General features: G+C 60.3%; 7 protein-coding genes and 6 pseudogenes. 5 read left to right on the top strand and 8 right to left on the bottom strand.

The features are described 5' to 3' along the window. Nucleotides 1–239 precede the first annotated feature (239 nt). The 5 genes and pseudogenes from G7066_RS05340 (at nucleotide 240) to G7066_RS17795 (ending at nucleotide 6,204) form a co-directional block, all read left to right on the top strand. Entirely contained in the window at nucleotides 240–1,475 is a 1,236-nt protein-coding gene (locus tag G7066_RS05340) for an aromatic ring-hydroxylating oxygenase subunit alpha (RefSeq protein ID WP_244303376.1), read from the top strand. A gap of 49 nt (nucleotides 1,476–1,524) precedes the next feature. After that, complete coding sequence (locus G7066_RS05335) at nucleotides 1,525–2,796, top strand: ferredoxin reductase (protein WP_166329598.1); 1,272 nt, start codon at nucleotides 1,525–1,527, stop codon at nucleotides 2,794–2,796. Nucleotides 2,797–2,863: 67 nt separating this feature from the next. Continuing rightward, nucleotides 2,864–5,358, top strand: a pseudogene (locus G7066_RS05330) (GcvT family protein). Nucleotides 5,359–5,539: 181 nt separating this feature from the next. Then, complete coding sequence (locus G7066_RS05325) at nucleotides 5,540–5,815, top strand: type II toxin-antitoxin system Phd/YefM family antitoxin (RefSeq protein ID WP_166329596.1); 276 nt, start codon at nucleotides 5,540–5,542, stop codon at nucleotides 5,813–5,815. Continuing rightward, nucleotides 5,812–6,204: a type II toxin-antitoxin system VapC family toxin gene (locus tag G7066_RS17795; RefSeq protein ID WP_425280754.1), complete on the top strand. Its 393-nt coding sequence runs from the start codon at nucleotides 5,812–5,814 to the stop codon at nucleotides 6,202–6,204. Before G7066_RS05325 ends, G7066_RS17795 begins: the two co-directional genes overlap by 4 nt. A 30-nt stretch (nucleotides 6,205–6,234) precedes the next feature. Here the strand turns inward: G7066_RS17795 and G7066_RS05320 are convergent. The 8 genes and pseudogenes from G7066_RS05320 to G7066_RS05290 all read right to left on the bottom strand — a co-directional run. Further along, a pseudogene (locus G7066_RS05320) lies at nucleotides 6,235–7,791 on the bottom strand (GMC family oxidoreductase); the annotation flags it as partial. A 36-nt stretch (nucleotides 7,792–7,827) separates the two neighbouring features. Further along, the gene (locus tag G7066_RS05315) at nucleotides 7,828–9,300 is read right to left on the bottom strand and encodes an aldehyde dehydrogenase family protein (RefSeq protein ID WP_166329592.1); all 1,473 of its coding nucleotides are present in this window, start codon (nucleotides 9,298–9,300) and stop codon (nucleotides 7,828–7,830) included. A 169-nt stretch (nucleotides 9,301–9,469) separates the two neighbouring features. Beyond that, nucleotides 9,470–9,955, bottom strand: a complete 486-nt coding sequence (locus G7066_RS15805) for a hypothetical protein (protein WP_244303305.1) — start codon at nucleotides 9,953–9,955, stop codon at nucleotides 9,470–9,472. A 74-nt stretch (nucleotides 9,956–10,029) separates the two neighbouring features. After that, nucleotides 10,030–11,423, bottom strand: a pseudogene (locus tag G7066_RS15800) (BCCT family transporter). A 317-nt stretch (nucleotides 11,424–11,740) separates the two neighbouring features. Then, nucleotides 11,741–13,125, bottom strand: a pseudogene (locus G7066_RS05305) (L-serine ammonia-lyase). Beyond that, on the bottom strand, nucleotides 13,122–13,745 hold the full coding sequence (locus tag G7066_RS05300; RefSeq protein WP_166329590.1) for a sarcosine oxidase subunit gamma: 624 nt from the start codon (nucleotides 13,743–13,745) through the stop codon (nucleotides 13,122–13,124). Before G7066_RS05300 ends, G7066_RS05305 begins: the two are co-directional and overlap by 4 nt. Beyond that, nucleotides 13,738–16,653, bottom strand: a pseudogene (locus G7066_RS05295) (2Fe-2S iron-sulfur cluster-binding protein). Before G7066_RS05295 ends, G7066_RS05300 begins: the two are co-directional and overlap by 8 nt. Beyond that, a pseudogene (locus G7066_RS05290) lies at nucleotides 16,650–16,942 on the bottom strand (sarcosine oxidase subunit delta). Before G7066_RS05290 ends, G7066_RS05295 begins: the two co-directional pseudogenes overlap by 4 nt. Nucleotides 16,943–16,963: the final 21 nt, after the last annotated feature.

Below are 16,963 nucleotides of genomic sequence, written 5' to 3'. Positions count from 1 at the left end.
CTGCACGTTATTGCACTAAATTTTGCGTTTTTATTGCATGTAGGTGACTCCGTATCGTGTTACTCAACGTCGCACGTTCGAATTCCCCACTGCCACAGGCATACGCACCAACGACGGTGCAGTCTCGAACCCCGACGCACGGTATCGAGTATCAGGAGACGAGACATGACTTTTACAGCGACCAGACCCCGCACGACAACAGTTTCTACCCCTCCACTTCGGTTGTTTCGCGCGAAACGATCGATCAGCTTGAACAGCTTCTTGAGCGCAGGAGGATCGGCTACTCACTTGAAGACCCGTTTTACACTGACCGCGGAGTGTTCGATGCCGACATGGAGGGCATCTTTGGGAACCACTGGCTTTTCGCCGCGAGCGTCGCAGAACTCCCCGAGCCGGGCGACTACGTCACGGTCGACTACGGTCCCCACTCCCTCATTTTGGTGCGCGACGACAATGGCGGAGTCAATGCACTCCACAATGTTTGCCGCCATCGAGGGGCGCGAGTGCTCACAGAGCAGTCGGGAACCACCGGCAATCTCGTCTGCGGCTACCACTCGTGGACATACGCACCGGACGGCACCCTCATTCACGCGGCCTCAGCACCAGGCGAGAAGTTCGATAAAGACTGTTTTGCGCTGAAGCGCGCTCACAGCAGGGTGGTTGCGGGGCTTGTCTTTATCTGTCTGGCGACCGAACCCCCGGAGGATTTCGACGCGATCATTCCGACCATCGAGCCGTATCTGTTGCCCCACGAGCTCAACAAAACCAAGGTGGCCTACCAACAGGACATCCTTGAAGAGGGCAACTGGAAGCTCGTTATGGAGAACAATCGCGAGTGCTACCACTGCGACGGCCACCCCGAGCTTGCCTGCTCACTCTTCCCAACTTGGGGGCTCTCAGACGGACTCATTCCTCCGCATCTGGAGGAGGTCTGGGATCGCAATCAGACCGCGGAACAGGAGCTCCAGGATCGCTGCGACCGCTATGGCCTGCCCTACAGAGTGATAGAAGAGCTCAACACTCGCATCGCAGGGTTCCGAATATCCCGCGAATCTCTTGACGGTCACGGCGAGTCATTCTCGGAGAGTGGCCGGCGCCTATCGAAGAAGCTGCTCGGTGACCTACCCGACTTTAGACTCGGCAGGTGCTCGCTGCACCTGCAGCCCAACAGCTGGTTCCACATGCTCTCGGATCACGTCATTACTTTCGCGGCATTCCCCATCAACGAACGACAGACCCTGGTGCGCACCACCTGGCTTGTGGCCGACGATGCGGTTGAGGGAGTCGACTACGATCTCGACACGCTCACCCACACCTGGAAGCAAACCAACCTGCAGGACGCAAACTTCGTGGCTCTATGCCAGAAGGGCGCATCGAGCCCGGCTTACGAGCAGGGGCCCTACATGAAGAGCGAGTACCAGGTTGAGATGTTCATCGACTGGTACAGGCAGCGCATGCAGGAACACCTCGCATGACCCCCACCGCAACCCTAGCTCCCCGACTCGGGGCATTCGTGGCCTCGAGATGCCCTGGAACCGGGCGCTCCAAAACGCTGCAGAAGCAGACCCCGATTCGGGAGCGGCTCGGGTGTTTCAGCAGTTACACCCGCAGGAGTTTCTTGCCGAGTGTGTCGAAACCGTTGTAGAACACGGCGACATGATGACGTTTGTATTCCGCAGAGCAGACGGCAACCCCTTCTCCTTTCGCGCGGGCCAGTACCTGAACATTGCTTTTCCGGTGAACGGCGACGATGAGGATCCGGTCGACCGGAGCTACTCGCTTTCAAGCAGCCCAACTCAACCATGGACCTTCTCGATCACGGTCAAGCGTGATGCTGAGGGCCTAGTGTCGCGGTGGGCACACGAGCACGTGCAGCCGGGCACGGTTCTTGAAGTGCTCGGCCCGGTGGGTGCGTTTCACCTGCCAGACAGAGATCGTCGCGCACGCTACCTCATGCTCGCAGCAGGATCTGGGATCACCCCGCTCATGTCGATGATGCGCACGATCCACTCCCTCCCCGGCAAGATCGACGCGATCCTTCTCTATCACGCGGCAACCCCAGAAGAGTTCGCGTTTGCAGAAGAACTGCAGTACCTCGCTGCGACGGACCCGCGCATCAGGGTGTTCACCTCGCTGGGAAGCAAAAACCCCGATCACGAGTGGCAGGGGATGTCAGGTCGCCTCAGCGCAGACATGCTGAACAGGGTTGCACCAGACATCACCGGTCGCCAGGTGTATCTCTGTGGCCCCGCCGGTTATCTGGACACCGCGGTCGAACTGCTGCGGGACGTGGGGGTTGACGATACCGGGGTGAACCTTGAAATCTTCAGCGGAGACCGTGAGACCCGCGTTGAATACGCAGAAGAAGTCGCAATGGCAGAGAAACTTGCCGACGAGTACGCGGAAGAGAACGTCGAGGCCGCGGAGGCCGCAAACCTCATCGCTGAGCCGACAGAGGAGTCGGTAGATACCAATCCGCACGGTGCCTCAGACTCCGCGGCAACCCGAGCCTCATATACAACCGTTGGTTCAGGCAGTCTCACCATGTCATTTGTGCGTAGCGGACTCAACGTGCGCATTAATCCGGGCGAGCGGGTTCTTGAGATCGCCAAGCGTGCGGGGGTTCGGATCGGCGTGAATTGCCAAGAGGGTATGTGCGGTTCGTGCAAGTCAGTCAAACTCGAGGGCGAGGTTGAGATGAACCACCAGGGTGGCATCCGCGCCCGTGAAATTGAAGCTGGCAAATTTTTGCCGTGCTGTTCTACTCCGCTCAGCAACCTCGTTATCGACGCATAACTTCACACCCCCTTCACCCTGTCACACCCGTTCGTCACCCCTCATTCCTAACATCAAGGGAGCCCCCATGTCATCGACCGCAACGCCACGCATCGTCATCATCGGTGCTGGCATTGTCGGTGTGAACCTCGCAGACGAGCTTGCTCAGCGCGGCCACACCAACGTTCTCGTCATCGATCAAGGACCGCTGGGGCTTCCCGGTGGATCCACCTCGCACGCACCAGGCGTCGTTTATTCCACAAACCCCTCAAAAACGATGGCGGAGTTCGCACAAGCGACGATCCAGAAGCTGAGTTCGCTCACCTTACCTGACGGCCGCTCGTGCTTCAACGCCGTCACCGGTATCGAGGTGGCGACAACACCCGAGCGTCTGCACGACCTACAGCGCCGTGCGGGCTGGAACCGCTCCTGGGGCATCGAGGCTCACATCATCGACTCCACTGAGTGTGTGCGCAGACACCCACTGCTCGACCCAGACGTGGTGCTTGGTGGGCTCCTCACCCCCACTGACGGTCTTGCACTCGCGGTGGATGCCAACCACATTCTCGTCGAGCGCACCCGCGCGCAGGGTGTCGAGTACCGCGACCGTACCACGGTCACCGGCATCGAACAGCAGGGCGGTCGTGTTACCGCCGTGCTCGCTGGCGAAGAGCGCTTCCCGGCAGACATCGTTGTCTCGTGCGCTGGGTTCTGGGGACCGACCATCGCAAAAATGGCGGGTGTGCCGATCCCGCTGCTTCCGCTCGCTCACCAGTACGTGAAAACAACGCCGCTCGCCAGCCTTCGCGGTAAAAACGCCGGCCCGAGCGGCGCAAGTTTGCCGGTGATTCGGCATCAGGATCGCAGCCTCTACTTTCGCGAGTGGGGCGATCAGATCGGCATTGGATCGTACGCACACGATCCGATTCCGGTTGACCTCGATACGCTGCCTCGGTATACGCCCGACGAGATTACTCACGACCGCATGCCCTCAAGCTTGCCGTTTACGCCAGAGGATTTTGTGCCTGAGTGGGAAGCATCGCGTGTGCTAATGCCTGAGCTGCGAGACACCGAGATCGCTGGCGGCTTCAACGGCATCTTCTCATTCACGCCGGACGGCGGATCACTCGTTGGCGAGTCGCGCCATCTTAACGGCTTCTTTATGGCGGAGGCCGTGTGGGTGACGCACGGGGTGGGTGTGGCCCGCGCACTGGCAGAAGTGCTCACGCAGGGATACTCGGAGACCGACCTCAGCGTGTGTGATCCTAACCGCTTCGAGAAGGTGCAAACCACACCCGAATACGTCGAACAGACCTCGCGACAAAACTACATCGAGATTTACGATATTTTGCACCCGCTTCGCCCCGTTTGGCACCACGCGATGTGCGTCTCAGCCCCTTCCATAAGCAGCAGCAGGCGCTCGGCGCCGTGTGTCTTGAGGGGGCCGCTTGGGAACGACCCCACTGGTACGAGGCGAACGCCGCGCTGCTCTCAGAGTTGCCACAGGAGTGGCAGGCACCCGATCGCGAAGCCTGGGCCTCGCAGTTTCACTCCCCCATCGCGGCCGTTGAGGCCTGGAGAACTCGCACCGCGGTCGCGATGTACGATATGACTCCGCTCAAGCGTCTCGAGCTCTCGGGCCCGGGTGCGGGCACACTTCTCCAGCGCCTCACCACGGGCGAAATGCTGCGCGCTCCCGGAGCCGTCACCTACACGCTGCTGTTAGACGAAGCGGGCGGTGTCGCAAGCGACATTACCGTGGCCAGGCTCGATGAAACCACGTACCAAGCGGGCATCAACAGCGGCATAGATCACGCCTATATTGAGCGCGAGGCACGCGCCCAGAGCACAGCGGATCCTTCTCAGTGGGTGCACGTTCGCGACATCACGGAGGGCACCTGCTGTATCGGTCTGTGGGGTCCACTGGCGCGCGAGGTCATTTCTGCAGTGTCTCAGGACGATTTCACCAATGACGGTTTGAAGTACTTCCGGGCGAAGAAGGCTTCGATCGGCGGCATTCCGGTCACCGTCATGCGGCTCTCGTACGTCGGTGAACTGGGCTGGGAGATCTACGCTTCCGCGGATGCCGGGCATCGACTATGGGAGGTGCTGTGGCAGGCGGGCCAGGAGCACGGCATCATTGCCGCAGGACGCGCCGCGTTCAACTCACTTCGTCTTGAGAAAGGGTACCGCTCGTGGGGCACCGATGTGACCACGGAGCATGAACCCGTTCAGGCCGGGCTGGGTTTTGCTGTCAAACAAACGAAGAGCGACTTTGTGGGCAGCGAGGCGGTTCAGGATCGCGGCGAAGCCGCCACCACCGCACTGCGCTGCCTCACCATCGACGATGGTTCCACGGTTGTTCTCGGCAAAGAACCTGTGCATATTGGCTACGAGATTGCTGGTTACGTTACCAGCGCAGCCTACGGTTATACGGTCGGTCGTCCCATCGCCTACGCTTGGCTGCCCGCCAATGTCGCGGTCGGCGCCAAGGTAGACATCGAGTACTTTGGCAAGCGGATCGCAGCGACCGTGTCTGAAGAGCCCCTCGTTGACCCCGGCATGACAAAGCTGCGGGGGTAGAGCAACGACCAGGCCGAGCCACCCGGCCGCGTATTGAGCCGCATCGAAACGTTCCTCAATCTGGTGGTGTGAGTTTGCCAGTTCGCCCGCGGCGAAGCGGCAAACTCACACCATCATTAGCGCGGGGGAACTATTTTTGGTTGGTCTGGTCAACTTGACCAGACTGTGATAAATTACACTCATGACCGCGATGCTGAACGTACAAGAAGCCAAAACACGGCTATCTGAGCTACTGCGCTTGGTTGAGCGCGGTGAAGACGTTGTCATTGCACGGGCTGGGAAGGGCATTGCCCGACTGCAAGCGATCGAGCCGGTGGCAAGGCGTTTCGACAAGCCCCTTCTGCCAGGAATCCCTGCCGCAGACGACGCACTCGTGTTGAGCGGGGTGGACAGTGCCGAGTTGGCGGCCTGGGAACAGGGGCACCCAGGAGACCCCCTGGGCGAGGCTCTACGGTGAAACGATTCTTGCTCGACACCCACGTGGTGTTGTGGTTGGCAATTTCTCCAGATCGGATTCCCTCGACGGTTCGCGCGAAACTCACCGAAGCCGAGCAATTGTTCGTCTCCCCGGTGAGCGTCTACGAGTTGGCACAGAAGTCGCGATCGGGCAGGCTTCCACAAGCCGAGGCGGTGCTGGCTCGGTGGGGTGAGCTACTAGAGCTGATGGTGGCGACCGAGCTACCAATGACCGGGTCCGACATGCTACTTGCCGGAACACTGAGTTGGAAACATCGAGACCCGTTCGACAGGCTTCTCGTCGCTCAGGCTCAGATGTATGGCCTCACCGTGGTGAGCAAAGACAGCGCCATTCACGAGTATGAGGGCGTCGAATGCGCCGAGTGGTGAGCACTCCGCGTGTATCGCAGGCTGGCTACTCCCCGAGCGGATCAGCTCAGCGCACTTCTCTCCCATCATGTAGACGGTAATGTTCGGGTTGACCGTCACGATCTCGGGCATTGCTGACGCATCAGCGACGCGCAAACCCTGCACACCCTTCACCCGCAACTGGGGATCGAGCGGAGCGCTCGCGTCACCAACAGGGCCCATGCGCACCGAACCCACCGGGTGATACACCGTGTTGTGGGTACGCTTCACGTACGCAGCCAACTCTTCATCAGTCTGCGCATCGATGCCTGGAGCGAGCTCGACACCGGCCCACTCGGCCATCGCAGGCTGCGCCATGATCTCGCGAGCCTTGCGCAGGCCCGCCACCATCACGCGCATGTCGTGTCCCTCTGGGTCGGTAAAGTAGCGCGGATCCACCCGGGGCTTGTCACGGTAGTCAATCGAGCGCAGCCGCACCGTGCCCAGGGATTTCGCGTGCGTCACGTTTGGGGTGAGGCAGATCATCTCGTCTGACGTCGGGTAACCCGCCCGATAGGTGTGCATGTCAAACGGCACAGACCCGTAGTGCATCATGAGGTCCGGGCGATCCAGCCCCTCCTCGGTCGCCGCAAAGATGCCGATTTCCCACCACTGAGGAGACTCCCGGGTCATCTTCTGCTTCGACTCCCACTGAATCACGGCCTCGGGGTGATCCTGCATGTGCGATCCAACACCTGGTGCATCAACCAGTACCTCGATGCCCACGTCTTCCAGGTGCTCGCGCGGCCCAATGCCTGAGAGCATCAAGAGTTGGGGTGTGTTGATCGCCCCGGCCGACACGATGACCTCGCGGGACACGGCAATGCGGGTCGCGCGCCCGAACGCGTTCGCCACGACCTCAACACCAACGCACTTGCGGGCCTCATCGAACTCAAGCTTTTTGACGTGGTGTCCGGTGAGAATCGTGAGGTTCTTGCGGTCGAGGATCGGGTGCAAATACGACACTGAGGACGAAGCGCGGGTGCCGTCGGCCTGGCGGTTAATCTGGAAGAAGTTCGCCCCGTTTACCACGGTTTTGCCCGTATTGAACTGCGTTCGCGGTATGCCCGCTTGCTCGCACGCTTCCAATAGCGCAACACCGCACGCGTCGCGTGGCGGCACATTCATCAGAGCGACTGGCCCGTCGTGGCCGTGGTGCTCGCCCGGGTCCTCGTTGTTCTCTAGTTTCTTCAGCAGTGGGAAGGTGCGGGCCGACTCCCAACCCTCGGCGCCAAACTTCTCGGCCCACTCGTCGAGGTCTTCTTTTGGTGTCCAGAACGCAATGCAGGAATTATGCGATGAGCAGCCGCCCAGCACCTTGGCACGGGCCTGCCGCATGAACGAGTTGCCGTTCTCTTGCGGTTCGATCGGGTAGTCCCAGTCGAAGCCAGACTCAAGCAGCTCCATCCAGCGGTCGAGTTGCAACACAACGGTTTCATCGGTGTCGCTCGGACCGGCTTCGAGCAGCCCCACCGTGACGCTGGGATCTTCGCTCAAGCGAGCAGCAACGACCGCGCCGGCTGATCCGCCGCCCACCACAACATAATCGAAGGTGTGTGTTGTCTCCATGTTTATTCTCTCCTTTGAGGTTTGCGCGCAGGCAACTCAGTGTTTCGGGAACCAGTCGGTCACCGCGGGGGTGAGGTTCTGGTAGATATGTTTTGGCTCGCGGTACTCAGCGAAGCCTGTTGGGCCGAGCTCCCGACCAAAACCAGACTGGCCAAAACCACCCCACTCCGCCTGTGGCAGGTAGGGGTGAAAGTCATTGATCCACACGGTGCCGTGCCGCAACCTGCGTGCGATCCGCTGCACCCTGCCCGCATCTTGGCTCCACACGGCGCCAGCCAGACCGTAGATCGTGTCGTTTGCGATTTCGACGGCCTCGTCTTCGGTCGTGAAGGTCTCAACGGTCACGACCGGCCCGAAGGCTTCGTCGCGCACGACGGACATGCCGCGTTGCACGCGGTCGAGCACGGTTGGCAAGTAGTAGAAGCCCGATTCGAGTGCCCCCTCGCCGCGCTTACCACCGCAGCGCAGGCGCGCTCCCTCGGCGATACCAGCCTGCACATACGCGTCGACGCTATCGCGATGCGCCGCCGAGATCAGCGGCCCCGTCTCCGCGGCCTCGTCGAACGGACCACCGAGGCGGATCCCCTCGGCCCGACGCACCAGTTCATCAACGAAGCGCTCGGCGATCGACTCCTCGACCACCAGACGCGCCCCCGCCGAACACACCTGCCCCGAGTGCACAAATGCCGCGTTGAGCGCGTTGTCGAGCGCCGCATCGAAGTCGGCGTCGGCAAAAATAACGTTGGGGTTCTTGCCGCCGAGTTCAAGTGCAATCTTCTTGACCGTGTCGGCCGCGTTACGGCCGAGCAGACGGCCTGTCGGCAGGCCACCCGTGAACGAGACCATATCAACGTCCTTGTGGGTGGAAAGCGGGTTGCCACACACTGACCCCGTACCGAGCACGAGGTTGGCGACTCCCGCGGGCAACCCCAGCTCATCGAAGAGGCGGAACAGCAGGATAGACGTGTGCGGCGTCAACTCGGCCGGTTTCAGCACGAAGCTGTTGCCCGTGGCGAGCGCCGGAGCGATCTTCCAGGCAGCCTGCAGCAGCGGATAGTTCCACGGGGTGATCAGCGCGCAGACCCCCACGGGTTCATGCTCGATACGACTCACAACGTTGGCATCACCGGCGTCGACCACACGCCCCGCGTCCTGCGCCGCGAGCTTGCCGTAGTAGTCAAAACAGGCCGCGACATCGCTCATATCAAGGCGAGATTCCACCAGGCGTTTTCCCGTGTCAAGCGACTCGGCGCGCGCAAATTCTTCCTGCCGTTCACGCAACAGCGCCGCGATCCGCAACAAAAAGTCACCCCGCTCAGCTGCCGGGGTGAGCGCCCACTCGCGCGAATCCCAGGAAGCCTTGGCGGCCTCAATCGCCGCAATCGTGTCTGCTTCCGTGGCGGCAGCCACGGTGCCAACAAACTCGCCGTTTGCCGGGCAGAGGATGTCTCGAGTTCCGCCGCTTTGTGCAGCCGTCCACCTGCCGCCGATGTAGAGTGTTGCGCTCATTCAGTTCGCTCCTTTGTGAGGTGTTGTGGATCCACTTGATCCGCCAGATTCGAAAGTTGAGGTGGATCAGGGTGGTCCTGTTGATCCCGAGGGGTCTCGATTCCAACCGGAGACGCCACCACGCTTTCAAGTTCCTCGGGTCGCCCAAAATCGTCCTGCCAGTCAGTAATCACTGGATCGTGTACATCGTTACTCGCACCGGTCCCCGCCTCCGCGATACGCAGGTATTCAACGTGCGATTCAAAGTGACCCAGTACATCTCCGATAATCCGTTCGGAGCTGTACCCCACACGTCGTAGCCGTGTGATCCGGATGCGGTGAAGACCTCAAGGCGGTAATAGTAAGACCCAGGATCGTGGTCACCCAGTGCATACTTCGGCCGCTCGTGCGAGACCGGATAGACCTGATAGGTAAAGGCTTTTTGTTGGTCGAAGCGTGCGGTGAGCAGCAGGGAGCCAAGACCTGCGACGGGTGATTCAGTGATTTCAAGCGCACACTTGACTCCGCTGCTGCGCAGCTCAGAAACCACCTCAGCGAGCGCAGGTTTGACGATCGCGTCAACATACGTTGCTACTTCTCGATCTGTTGGGTAGGTGGTGGATCGCCGCAGCCTGCGACGCCAGCTTGTTTCGGAGTGCCCGAGACGCAGTGGCATGGTCATAGCGTAGCCCTCTTGGTGTTGGGTCTCGGTGCGCAATGCTCGGAACAGCGAGATCATAACCAAGAAGATCAACACGGACACGGGCAAACCAAGCACAACCGTGGCCTGTTGCAGCGTGGAGACCCTCCCACCAATAGCATCGCGAGCGTCAACAACCCGGTCGTAAAGGACCAGAAAATACGCAATCCCTTTGAGGCGTCTTGCCGCGGATCTTCGATCTGTGAAGAGAGTGTGGCCAGCACAAACGCGCCGGAGTCTGCCGAGGTGACATAAAACAGCAGTCCGGTCACAAGCGCAAGAGCAACCACCGCCGGCGCGAGAGGGTACTGCTGCATCAACGAGAAGAACGCCTGTTCCGGGGCGGTCACCGCGACGTCAGCAAAGCCCTTGTCACCGCCGATGACCAGTTCGAGCGCCGAATTACCGAGGATCGAGATAAACACCGCGATAAACGCAAACGGGATGACGAGCACGCCGGTGACAAACTGGCGGATGGTACGGCCACGCGAAATGCGCGCGAGGAAGAGCCCAACGAACGGGGCCCAAGCCACCCACCATGCCCAGAAGAACAGGGTCCAGCCCTGCATCCACGCGTCGGGCCGATCCCACGCGTAGGTGTCCATCACCATGCTTGGAAAGCGCGACACAAAATCACCGATGTTCATGACCATGCCGTCAAACAGTCGCCTGGTTTCGCCCGTGATCACAATCCACACCAGCAGCACAATGGCAAGAATCACGTTGAGTTCAGACAGCCGCCTGATGCCTTTGTCTACCCCAGATACCGTTGAGATTGTCGCCATAACAACCGAGAGCACAATAAGTGCGATCTGCATGCCAACGTTGTCGGGGTGCCAAACAAAATATGCATGCCGTAAGAGAGCTGCACAACACCAATGCCCAGCGTGACCGAAATACCGAAGATTGTGCCAAGGATCGACAAGATATCGAAGGTGTGGCCCGTCCACCCTTCAACCCGTCTCCCGAAGATTGGTGAGAGCAACGAGCGGATGTTCAGGGGGAGATTTCGCCGATAGGCAAAGTAGGCGAATGCCGCTCCCAAAATCGCGTACATACCCCAGCCAACAGGTCCGTAGTGAAACAGCGTCCACACAATTGCCTGGCGTGCGGCTTCGATCGTTTCAGCCTCCCCGCTTGGTGGGCCAACATACTGCGCAATAGGTTCAGCCACCGCGAAAAACATCAGGTCAATACCGATGCCCGCGGCAAAAAGCATCGAGGCCCAGGTAAACATGTTGAACTGCGGCTTCGAGTGATCAGGGCCGAGTTTCGTGCGCCCGTTCGCGGAGAACGCGAGATAGAGCGCAAACGCCACCACCACACCAGCGAGCAGCACAAAGTACCAGCCAAATGTTTCTGAAACCCAGCTGACGGCACCACCGATAAAGGATCCGGCCTGCTCTGGGGCAACAATCGCCCAAATAGAGATGGCAATAATCATGGTGGCCGACCCGATGAGCACCGGCCACCGAATACGGGCTTGAGTAATGCGCAGGGTTCCCGTGTTGGTGGTGACACGCGATTCCTCAACTGGGTTAGGTTGCGCTGCGGGGCTTGAGGTAGGCATATGGCTTCCCTTCTCCGCCGAGAGGAGTCCACCGGCGGGGCGAGTCTCATTCCCTCGTCATCATTGACGAGCGACCGCTACTCCCAGACGCTGGCGACAAGACTAGCTCAAGCGGAATTTTGAAATGAAACTGATATATTAGACTACGAGCACCTGTTGGCCCTGTCAATTACTTTCTGCCGATTCCAATCTCAGCACTCGACCACATTCACAGCGAGACCGCCGCGAGAGGTCTCCTTGTACTTCGTTTTCATGTCGATGCCGGTCTGCCTCATGGTCGCAATGGCCTGATCCAAACTCACGCGGTGCGACCCGTCACCGGCGAGCGCGAGCCTTGCCGCATTGATTGCTTTGACCGAGGCAATCGCGTTGCGCTCGATACACGGCACCTGCACGAGTCCCCCGACGGGGTCGCAGGTAAGCCCCAGGTTGTGTTCCAACCCAATCTCCGCCGCGTTCTCGACCTGCTCGGGTGTGCCCCCAAGCACCGCGCAGAGCGCCCCGGCCGCCATTGAGCAGGCTGACCCCACTTCGGCCTGGCACCCGAGCTCTGCCCCCGAAATCGAGGCGTTTCGTTTGAACAGCATGCCGATCGCCCCGGCAGTGAGTAAAAAGTCGACGACTCGATCCTCATTCGCTCCGCGAACAAAGCGGGTGTAATAGTGCAGCACCGCCGGCAGTATTCCAGCGGCTCCGTTTGTCGGGGCTGTGACCACACGCCCACCCGAAGCGTTTTCTTCATTCACCGCAAGCGCGTAAAGGTTCACCCATTCGAGCGCATCAAGAGCACCTCCGTCGACCGAATCGCTGAGACCCGAGAGGCGTCACCCTGCAATCGCCGCATCAGTCCGGGGCACGACGCTGCACGCCGAGTTTGCCAGGCAAGAGCGGTTCACTGCGCGTGCAACCGTTGCTCACGCACTCCTGCATCACCTCCCAGACGCGCAGCAATTGCTGTCGCACTTCGCTTTCTGAACGATGGGCGCTCTCATTGACCATCATCACACGCGCGATTCCCCGCCCACCTGCGCGCAACGCGCAAGTAACTCGTCACCCGAGGCAAAGGGCAGTGGATCCTCCGCCCCCTGCTCGGCGACACCTAGCTCTTCGGCTGCAACGACAAAACCGCCGCCAACGGAGTAATACTCCCGCTCAAGCAGAGGCGTTCCGACGGAGTCATAGGCGGACATACGCATTCCGTTGGGGTGCCCCGGCAGGGCGAGCTTGCGGTGCAGCGTCAGGTCGAGTGCGTAATCAAATGGAATCTCACGCACCCCCGCGATCGACAGTGTGTGCTCATCGCGCGCCCTGGCAACAAGGTCCGGCACAATGGCAGGGTCAAGGTACTCGGGGTCATACCCAGACAGCCCCACGATGACAGCGGCATCCGAACCGTGGCCAATGCCCGTGGCCCAAGAGACCCGAAGAGACCCGTTTCGACGCGAGCAACCCGATCAAGTCCGCAGACCTCACCGAGTTCTCTGAGAAACCTCCCCGCCGCACGCATCGGCCCAACCGTGTGCGACGAAGACGGCCCAACCCCGATAGAAAACAGGTCAAGAACACTGAGAGTCATTCGTCCGCCCGCTCCGTAAACTCACCCATCGCGTCGATGAGCCATCGCACGGTGAAGTCCGCAAACGAAGCCCGCGGGAACAAGCGGTACCGAGAGTCACCGACATAGTGCAGAATCAGCGGCACCTGTCCGAGCTGCGTCGCGATTGCGGTGCCGGCCGGAAACACACGCGGGTGCAAATCGGCACGACACCCCTTTTCAAGCACCTCGCGCGAGCGGGAGCCGCCGAGTTCAATGATGGTTCGATTTGCAGACAGATCAATAGCTTGACCCGGTAGGCCACTCAATGACCTTTCGGACCCAACGATGTCACCTGGACGCTGCCTGCGGGAAGTATCAACCGCTAAGAACTCGTCTGGGCTCAACCAAATCACGTGCAACCCCTCTGAGTCACCCGTGACACAACCGACGCGGTTTGGGAGAGAGACTCCCAGAGCCTGTTCCAACTGCTGCGCAGAGGTGCCAGCCGGCGAACATCGCAGACCCATTTGCAGAGCGAATGGGACCTCTCGCACAGTAGCAACTTCAGGTGCCTCCGCAGACGCGACACCCATTGCATAGCTCAGGTGAGCCGCGGGTGAAACGCGGAGGGTTTCCAGATCATAAGCAATTTCAACCATCGCGACGGGTTCCTTCTGGGTCGTACAACACTGGGGAGGTAATTTCGACGTCAACAAGCTGGCCGTTGACAGGAGCTTGCACGGTGTCGCCGATCCGGTCTCGTCCGCCCTCAATCAGGGCAAGCCCAAACGTGCGCCCGAGCGCGGCCGAGTGATACGAGGAGGTAACGTGGCCAATCATTGAAACCGGCCCGTCTTGTGGAGTAATAGGCGTGCCCGCGTTCACCAGTTGTGCCCCTCTTGCAACCGCGTTACTCGGTCTACCGGCAATACACCAACCAGATGCTTCCGGTCGACACGCTGATTGTCTATGCGATTGAAAGAACGTTTGCCAACGAAATCCTTCAGTTTCGACACGACCCACGTCATGCCTGCATCCTGTGGCGTCACCGTGCCGTCGGTGTCTTGTCCGACAATAATGAATCCCTTTTCAGCACGAAGCACGTGCATCGTCTCGGTGCCGTAGGGGTGATGTCAAAACGCTCGCCTGCTTCAACTACCGCCTCCCAAACAGCCTGCCCGTAATACGCCTCGACGTTGATTTCGAACGCGAGCTCACCCGAGAACGAAATGCGGCACAGCCTGGCGGGGATCCCGTTTGCCAACACGGTTTCCTGGAAGGTCATAAAGGGGAACGCATCGTTCGATACATCGACGTCGGGCGCGAGCTGCGCGATCACCTCACGCGACTTTGGTCCCACCACCGCAACGGTGGCCCACTGTTCCGTGACCGAGGTGAAGCAGACATCAAGCTCCGGCCACTCCGTCTGCTGCCACTCTTCAAGCCACTCGAGCACTCCTGCAGCCCCACCGGTTGTGGTGGTCATGAAGTACCGGTCATCAGCCAGCCGCAGAGTCACACCATCATCAAAGATCATGCCGTCGGCCTTGCACATGAGTCCGTAACGTGCGTATCCGACTTTCAACTTGGCGAAACCGTTGGTGTAGATGCGGTCGAGAAAGACTCCCGCGTCGGCTCCACGAATCTCGATTTTGCCGAGGGTTGAGGCGTCCATTACACCGACCGATTCCCGGACAGCGGCGCACTCACGCAGCACGGCCGCGTCAAGATCCTCACCTGAACGCGGGTAGTACCAGGGCCGTTTCCACTGACCAACATCTTCAAACCGAGCCCCGTGCGCAACATGCCACGGGTGAATCGAGGTCAGTCGTGCCGGATCAAAGAGTTCTCCCCGCCGACGCCCCGCGAGTGCCGCAAATGAGACGGGTGTGTACGGCGGACGGTGCGAAGTGCTACCGAGCCCCGAAAGGTCGGTCTGTCCGAGTGCCGCGGCAATGACGCCGATGGCGTTCACGCCGCTCGTTTTCCCCTGGTCGTTCGCGGTCGAGATCGACGTGTAGCGCTTGACGTGCTCAACACCACGCAGACCAGCACCGGTCGCACGAAACACGTCAGCCGCGCTCTGGTCACGCTGCAAATCCACAAAGTGGTGCTGCCAGTTGGCGGTGTCAGCGTGGGATTCGGGATCTGTTCCCACCGCTGGAACCAACCACAGCGGGCTCACCTTTCCTGGGTCAACCAACGACGCATCCGGCACCATCAAGGGTGCGGTAAACCCGCAACTCTGCGCCGCCAAGTGACCTGCGTTTGCCCCTGGGTGAGCGCTTCGCGCAGACTGTACGAACCGTTCAAGGCCCCGGCGGTCAACTGCTGCTCAACGGGCTCCGTCGGCACAAAACCAGCCACGTCGTAGTCCCAGTGCACCTTTCCCTGTCGCTGCGTGTGCAACTGGACGGTCGGGGAGAATCCACCCGACACCGCCAGCGTGTCACATTCGATCACCCTGGCATCTCCGGTGAGGTCTCCAGACTCGTCAACGCCCGACACCGTGACGGCGCTGATCCTCCCAGCCTGCCCGTCACCTGCACTATCAACCACCGCCGAGCTCAGTAACGCCGTGACTCCCGTGCGCTCCAACACTTCCTGGGCTGCGATGCCAGGGAGCGTCCGCGAATCAACCACCGCGGCGACCTCGATGCCAACCGCGTGCAGCTCATCGACCAGCGCGTACGCGGCATCATTGGTTGTTGCCACAACAACACGCGATCCTACGGCCACCGCGTACTGGTTGAGGTACTGACGCACGGCCCCCGCGAGCATGATCCCAGGGCGATCATTGTTTGCGAACACAATGGGACGCTCGTGGGCACCCGTGGCGAGTATCACCTGCGCCGCTCGCACATGCCAGATGCGCTGCCGGGGAGCTTTCGCTAATTTCGAGCCACCCGCGCAGGTTTCAACGGCAATCACGTAGTTCGCGTCGTAGCTTCCGAACGCAGTGGTTCTCGGAAGGTACACAAACTCCTCAGCGCTACTCAGGCGCTGAATCGTCGCGGTGATCCATTCTTCTGCCGCGGCCCCGTCGATCTGTTCACCCGATGCACCCAGCAGCGATCCGCCTGCTGTGGGGCGTTCGTCAAGCAGGATCGTTCTCGCACCGCCCTTTGCAGCCTCGCGAGCGGCAGCGATCCCGGCTGGGCCAGCACCAACAACTAACACGTCGACGTGAACATGTTTGTATTCATAGCGGGCATGATCGGTATCGGGGTCGAGCGTGCCAAGCCCGCTGAGGTACTCGGACTCTAGGCCCTCATAAATCTCCACGGTGGTGGCCGACAGCATCGACTCGTTTACGTCTGTGCTCGCGCGTTTTTTTACTCTGACGAGCGCGTTGGGCTCTTCTACTCCAGCGGCAAACACGCCCCTCGGGCGATTCAGGTACATCGACGGCCCGCAATCGATCCGCCCGGAGGCGATCAGTGCGCTCGCAATGGTGTCACCTTGAAACCCTTGATAAGCCCGTCCATCGACCGTGAACGAAATGCTACGAGAGCGATCGATTCCAACCCCGGTCACCTGATTGGCTGTGAGCCGCCGCCCGCTCATTGGGTCGCTCCCTCGCGCATCTTGGGGCGCGGCGCACCCATCGGATAGGTGCCGAGAAACCTGTAGCTCAGTGTGTCGCGAAGCGCATTGAACCACTTACGACAACCAACACTGTGGTTCCAGCGCTCGGCAAACAACCCCTTCGGGTTATCGCGATAAAACAGGTACTCGGCCCACTCGCGGTCATTCAGCGCGTGAGGATCCTCGGGTAGGGCACATGAGCCTGTCCACCGTAGTGGAACTCAGTTTCGTCGCGCGGGCCACAGTTTGGACACTCGATGAGTAACATATTGGTTCTTCTCCTTCACGT

Source organism: Leucobacter coleopterorum, from assembly GCF_011382985.1.
Classification (GTDB): Bacteria; Actinomycetota; Actinomycetes; order Actinomycetales; family Microbacteriaceae; genus Leucobacter; species Leucobacter coleopterorum.
Note: the sequence above shows the minus strand (reverse complement) of the source record. Positions and strands in the feature narration are given on the sequence as shown.